Origin of the sequence: Mesorhizobium sp. M7A.F.Ca.CA.004.12.1.1, from assembly GCF_003997835.1 — a bacterium.
Classification (GTDB): Bacteria; Pseudomonadota; Alphaproteobacteria; order Rhizobiales; family Rhizobiaceae; genus Mesorhizobium.
Genome location: NZ_RZRK01000343.1, coordinates 1 through 6,245, shown reverse-complemented (window position 1 = coordinate 6,245; position 6,245 = coordinate 1). Strand labels below are relative to the sequence as shown.

Annotated in this window: 6 protein-coding genes and 1 pseudogene; 5 read left to right on the top strand and 2 right to left on the bottom strand. The window is 63.3% G+C overall.

The genetic code is table 11. The features are described 5' to 3' along the window. The 5 genes and pseudogenes from EN984_RS18715 to EN984_RS18695 form a co-directional block, all read left to right on the top strand. Nucleotides 1-270, top strand: a pseudogene (locus EN984_RS18715) (ABC transporter substrate-binding protein); the annotation flags it as partial. A 50-nt stretch (nt 271-320) separates the two neighbouring features. Beyond that, entirely contained in the window at nt 321-1,328 is a 1,008-nt protein-coding gene (locus EN984_RS18710; protein WP_127267321.1) for an ABC transporter permease subunit, read from the top strand. 70 nt (nt 1,329-1,398) lie between these two features. Beyond that, on the top strand, nt 1,399-2,253 hold the full coding sequence (locus EN984_RS18705; RefSeq protein WP_224618710.1) for an ABC transporter permease subunit: 855 nt from the start codon (nt 1,399-1,401) through the stop codon (nt 2,251-2,253). A 2-nt stretch (nt 2,254-2,255) separates the two neighbouring features. Further along, nucleotides 2,256-3,113 (top strand): ABC transporter ATP-binding protein, encoded by an 858-nt coding sequence (locus EN984_RS18700; RefSeq protein WP_127383873.1) that lies wholly within the window; start codon nt 2,256-2,258, stop codon nt 3,111-3,113. After that, complete coding sequence (locus EN984_RS18695) at nt 3,110-3,940, top strand: dipeptide ABC transporter ATP-binding protein (protein WP_023811483.1); 831 nt, start codon at nt 3,110-3,112, stop codon at nt 3,938-3,940. Before EN984_RS18700 ends, EN984_RS18695 begins: the two co-directional genes overlap by 4 nt. A gap of 181 nt (nt 3,941-4,121) precedes the next feature. Here the strand turns inward: EN984_RS18695 and EN984_RS18690 are convergent, their stop codons facing one another. Both EN984_RS18690 and EN984_RS18685 read right to left on the bottom strand, forming a co-directional pair. Beyond that, entirely contained in the window at nt 4,122-5,396 is a 1,275-nt protein-coding gene (locus tag EN984_RS18690) for a cysteine desulfurase-like protein (RefSeq protein ID WP_127268314.1), read from the bottom strand. 50 nt (nt 5,397-5,446) lie between these two features. Then, a complete protein-coding gene (locus tag EN984_RS18685; RefSeq protein WP_013527987.1) occupies nt 5,447-6,121 on the bottom strand; it encodes an amino acid ABC transporter permease in 675 nt (224 codons plus the stop codon). Between the last annotated feature and the right edge of the window lie 124 nt (nt 6,122-6,245).

Below are 6,245 nucleotides of genomic sequence, written 5' to 3'. Positions count from 1 at the left end.
CTCCTGAGCTGCGCTTCCGTCGGTTCGAACAACCGCGCGGAATGGTGCAACAAGGACTTCGATGCGCTCATCAACAAGGCCAAGACCGTTTCGGACCAGGCCGAGCGCACCAAGCTCTATGAACAGGCACAGGTCATCTTCAAGGAACAGGCACCCTGGGCGACGCTCGCTCACTCCAAGGTGTTCATGCCGATGCAGAAGACCGTCACCGGCTTTGCGATGGATCCGCTCGGTATCCATCGCTTCGACGGCGTCGATATCGCCGAATAAGGTTGCGATACGGGGGCGCCGCCACTTGGTGGCGCCCCCACTCGCCCGCCATGCTGCGTTATATCCTCGGCAAGCTCGCCCTCATCATCCCGACCTTCATCGGGATAACCATCCTCGCCTTTGGCTTCGTGCGCATCCTGCCCGGTGATCCGGTGCTGGTGCTTGCGGGCGAACGCGGCCTGTCGCCCGAACGCCACACGGCGCTCATGCACCAGTTCGGTTTCGACCTGCCGATCTGGCAACAATATCTGACCTATCTGACCAACATCCTCGGCGGTGATTTCGGCACCTCGTTTTCCACCAAGACGCCGGTGCTGAAGGATTTCCTGGTGCGCTTCCCGGCAACGGTCGAACTCGCCATCTTCGCCATGATCTTTGCCGTCATCCTGGGTGTCGCCGCCGGCATCTTCGCCGCGATCCGTCGCGGCTCCTGGTTCGATCAGCTGACGATGGGCACGGCGCTGGCGGGCTATTCCATGCCGATCTTCTGGTGGGGCCTGCTGCTGATCATCGTCTTCTCCGGCACGCTGCACTGGACGCCGGTTTCCGGCCGCATCGACCTTCTCTATTTCTTCAAGCCGGTGACCGGTTTCATGACCATCGATTCCCTGATCTCGGGCCAGAAGGGCGCCTTCCGTTCGGCGCTGTCGCACCTGATCTTGCCGACCATCGTGCTCGGCACCATCCCGCTCGCAGTCATCGCCAGGCAGACGCGGTCGGCGATGCTCGAAGTGCTGGGTGAGGACTATGTCCGCACCGCGCGTGCCAAGGGCCTGGCGCCGCGCCGCGTCATCGGCCTGCATGCCTTCCGCAACGCGCTGATCCCGGTCGTCACCACCATCGGCCTGCAGGTCGGCACGCTTTTGACCGGCGCCATCCTGACCGAGAGCATCTTCTCCTGGCCCGGCATCGGCAAATGGATGATCGACGCCATTTCCAAGCGCGACTATTTCACCGTGCAGGGCGGGTTGCTTTTGATCGCGCTGATCGTCATGTCGGTGAACCTCATCGTCGACGTGCTCTACGCCGTCATCAACCCACGCATCCGGGCCAACTGACATGAGCAACGAAGGCCCAGCCACCATCGAAGCCGCGACCGTCGTCAAGCCGCAGGACGCCAGGCTGCAGATGTTCGGCGAGTTCTGGCATTACTTCTCCGTCAACAAGGGCGCGGTGATCGGGCTCTTCGTCTTTGCGCTGCTGATCCTGATCGCCATCTTCGCGCCGCTGCTGGCGCCCCATTCGCCGGACGATCAGTTCCGCGACTTCTTCCTGACGCCGCCGGCCTGGCAGGAAGGCGGCAACGCGCAGTTCCTGCTCGGCACCGACGCTGTCGGCCGCGATATGCTGTCGCGGCTGATCTACGGCTCGCGGTTCTCGCTCGCCATCGGCTTCGTCGTCGTCACGTCAGCGCTGATCTCAGGCGTCATTCTCGGCCTGCTCGCCGGCTACTGCCGCGGCTGGGTCGACACGCTGATCATGCGCATCATGGACATCATCCTGGCCTTCCCGTCGCTGCTGCTGGCCCTGGTGCTTGTCGCGGTTCTCGGCCCTGGCCTCGTCAACGCCATGATCGCCATCGCCTTTGTGCTGCAGCCGCATTTCGCCCGGCTCACCCGCGCCGCCGTGATGGCCGAGAAGACCCGCGAATATGTCGTCTCGGCCAAGGTCGCCGGGGCCAGCCATCTCAGGCTGATGCTGGTCACCATCCTGCCCAACTGCATCGCGCCGCTGATCGTGCAGGCGACGCTGTCCTTCTCCAACGCCATCCTCGAGGCGGCGGCCCTTGGCTTCCTCGGCATGGGCGCGCAGCCGCCGACGCCGGAATGGGGAACCATGCTGGCCGAAGCGCGCGAGTTCATCCTGCGCGCCTGGTGGGTGGTGACCTTCCCGGGCCTCGCCATCCTGATCACCGTCTTCGCCATCAACCTGATCGGCGACGGCCTGCGCGACGCGCTCGACCCCAAGCTGAAGAGGTCGTGAGCATGCCTCTGCTCGAGATCAAGAACCTCACCGTTTCCTTCGACACCGCGGCCGGACCGTTCATGGCCGTGCAAGGCATCGACCTCTCGATCGAGCCGCGCGAAGTGCTGGCGATTGTAGGCGAGTCCGGTTCCGGCAAGTCCGTGGCGATGCTCGCGGTGATGGGCCTGTTGCCCAACACGGCAACCGTCAAGGCAGACCGCATGGCCTTCGACGGCGTCGATCTCCTGAAGCTCAGCCCGTCCGAACGCCGCAAGATCGTCGGCAAGGACATCTCGATGATCTTCCAGGAGCCGATCGCCAGCCTCAATCCGTGCTTCACCGTCGGCTTCCAGATCGAGGAGGTGCTGCGCTTCCATATGGGTATGGATCGCGCTCAGCGGCGGGCCCGCGCCATCGAATTGATGAAGCTGGTCGGCATCGCCGATCCGGAAGAACGGCTGAGCTCGTTTCCGCACCAGATGTCGGGCGGCCAATGCCAGCGCGTCATGATCGCCATCGCTATCGCCTGCAATCCGAAACTGCTGATCGCCGACGAGCCGACGACGGCGCTCGACGTCACCATCCAGAAGCAGATCCTCGATCTGCTGGTTTCGCTGCAGGCCAAATCCGGCATGGGCCTGATCATGATCACCCACAATATGGGCGTGGTGGCCGAGACCGCCGATCGCGTCATCGTCCAGTACAAGGGCCGCAAGATGGAAGAGGCCGACGTGCTGTCGTTGTTCGAATCGCCGAAAAGCAATTACACGCGGGCGCTGTTGTCGGCTTTGCCGGAGAACGCCGTCGGCGACCGGCTGCCGACCGTTTCCGACATGCTGTTCGAGCCGGCCCCCTCTGCCGCGGGAGCCGCCTCATGAGCACCACGGTCCTCGAAGGCAAGAACATCGTCCGCGACTACCATATCGGTGGTGGCCTGTTCACCGGGCCGCGCACCGTGCACGCGGTCAAGGGCGTGTCCTTCAAGGTAGACAAGGGCAAGACGCTGGCCATCGTCGGCGAAAGCGGCTGCGGCAAGTCGACGCTCGCCCGCATCATCACGCTGATCGATCCGGCGACGTCAGGCGACCTGTTCATCGACGGCAACAAGGTCGACATCGCCAAGGGCGGATTGACCAAAGAGATGCGCCGCAAGGTCCAGATCGTCTTCCAGAACCCCTATGGATCGCTCAATCCGCGCCAGAAGATCGGCGACGTGCTGGGCGAGCCTCTGCTGATCAACACCGACAAGCCGGCGGCCGAGCGGCGCGACCTTGCGATGAAGATGCTGAAGAAGGTCGGCCTCGGTCACGAGCACTACAACCGCTACCCGCACATGTTCTCGGGCGGCCAGCGCCAGCGCATTGCCATTGCCCGCGCGCTGATGCTCAACCCAAGCCTGCTGGTGCTGGACGAGCCGGTCTCGGCGCTCGATCTTTCCGTGCAGGCACAGGTGCTCAACCTGCTCGCCGACCTGCAGGACGAGTTCCAGCTGACCTATGTCTTCATCAGCCACGATCTGTCCGTGGTGCGCTACATCGCCGACGATGTGATGGTGATGTATTTCGGCGAGGCGGTCGAATACGGCTCGCGCGACGAGGTCTTCGCCGACCCCAAGCACAGCTACACCAGGACGCTGTTCGCCGCGACCCCGCGTGCCGACGTAGCCTCGATCAAGGCAAGACTGGCGAAGAAGAAGGCGGCTTAACGTCTCTTCGTCATCCTAGGGCGAAGCGTCGCGCAGACCCTAGGATCCATGCCGTTACCTCAGCCGAAGGGTGCAGCGGAGCAGAATTCTGCACCGTGGCACGGCATGGATCCTCGGGTCTGCACTGCGTCGCTACGCTCCTTGTTCCGCCCGTGGATGACGACGCTGGAGAGGCCGCCGCTCAGGACAATTTGGCGATGATGGCGCGCAGTGCCTCGCCGAAACGGTGAATCTCCTCGACCGTGTTGTAGTGGACAAGCGAGGCGCGGATTGCGCCGCTGTCCATTGAGAGGTTGAGACGCTTCATCAGTCGCGGCGCGTACATGTGGCCGTCGCGGATGCCGATCTGCATCTCGGCCATTTCCTCGACGACCCGCTGCGGCGACAGTGTGCCGATGTTGAAGCAGAAGGTCGGCACACGCTCATTGATGCGGGCCTCGTCGGCAACGCCGTAGATGGTCGCGCCGCAACCTTTCAGCACGGCCAGCATCTCACGCGCCAGCACCAGCTCATAGTCGCGGATGGCGCCCATGCCGGCGACGATGTTGTCGCGCCGCGAGCGGTTGTTGGACGGCGCCAGATTGCGGCCGATCAGTTCCAGATACTGCACGGCGGCATCCATCCCCGAGACGTTCTCGTAGATGAAGGTGCCGGCCTCGACCTTGTACGGCGGCTCGTTGGGGATGAAATCCTCGCGGAAGGTCGGCAGCCGCTTCAGCGTTTCGAAGCGGCCCCACAGGAAGCCCATATGCGGCGAGAAATTCTTGTAGCCGGAGCAGACGAGATAGTCGCAATCCCAGGCCTGCACGTCGATCAGCCCGTGCGGTCCGTAATGCACGCAGTCGAGGAACACTTCGGCGCCGGCCGCATGTGCGATCTCGGCCACCGCGGCGACATCGACGATCGAGCCGATCGAATGCGCGGTGACCGTGCAGGCGACGAGGCGGGTGCGGTCGGAAACCAGCGGGCGCAGATCGTCGACATGCAGATTGCCGTCCTCGCGTATGCGCCACCATTTGAACTTTGCACCGGCGGACTCCAGAGCCAGCCAGGTCGCGATGTTGGCATCATGGTCCATGTCGGTGATGACGATCTCGTCGCGCTCCTGCAGCATCTGGCCGATGCCGAGGCTGACCAGGCGGATGAACGAGGTGGCGTTCATGCCGAAGCAGATTTCCGCCGGGCTATAGGCGTTGATGAGCAGCGCGACGCTTGTCCGCGCATCGGCGACCGACTGGTCGACAGTGACGCTGCGGCCATAACGGCCGCCACGCTGCACATTGTGCGAAACCAGATGGTTGGTCACCGCGTCGAGCACGCTCTGCGGAATTTGCGCGCCGGCGGCATTGTCCAAAAAGATGAAGTCGCCGGCCCGTTGCAGGGCTGGAAACATGGCGCGGATGGCGTCGACGGGGAACGCGGTGGCATTCGCATTGTCGGTTTGATGCTTGTTCACGGGGTAGGCTCCTGCGGAGGACTTGGGCGGGGTGGGATCGGTTGACGAGGTCAGCGCTTCTTTTCGGTCTTGAAGCGCTCTTCAAGCAGGCTGACGAGGCGGACCATCGGCCAGAGAAAGATGAGATAGACAAGGGCTGCGCCGATCAGCGGCGAGGGGTTGGCGTAAAGCGACTGCGCGTTGGTCGCTTCCTTCAAGAGTTCCGGCAGCGCCACGGTCGAGGCGAGCGAGGTGTCCTTGAACATCGAAACGCAGTTGCTGGTCATCGGCGGGATGACGACGCGGATCGCTTGGGGCAGCACCACTTTGCGCAAAGTCAGGAGGAACGGCAGGCCAAGCGCCTGCGACGCCTCGAATTGGCCACGCGGAATGCTTTCGATGCCGGAGCGGAACACTTCTGCCGAGTAAGCCGACATGATGAAGGCGAAGGCCGTCACCGCCGAGGCCCAGGACGACAGGCGTATGCCGAGGAAGGGCAGCGCGTAGTAGATCAGGATCAGCACGACCAGCACCGGCAGGGCGCGGAAGATGTCGGTGTAGCCGACCGCGAGCCAGCGCAGCGGCTTCGGCGCATAGAGCCGCACCAGGCTGATCCCCAGGCCGATGGGGATCCCGATGCCGATGCTCAAAATGCCGAGCAGCAGCGTGTTCAGGAAGCCGCGCAGCAGCGCCGGCAGGCTGGACATGATGACATCGGGGTTGAAGAAGGTGTCGATCAGCGACATCGGAGCGTTCCCGAACCCCAGAGCGAAGAGTGCTCACGTTAAAATCAATTGGCCTCGTCGACGGCGAGGTGATCTGCGGCAGAAGCCGGCGCCAAAACGTGAAATGAATCGTGCCGGCCTGGAA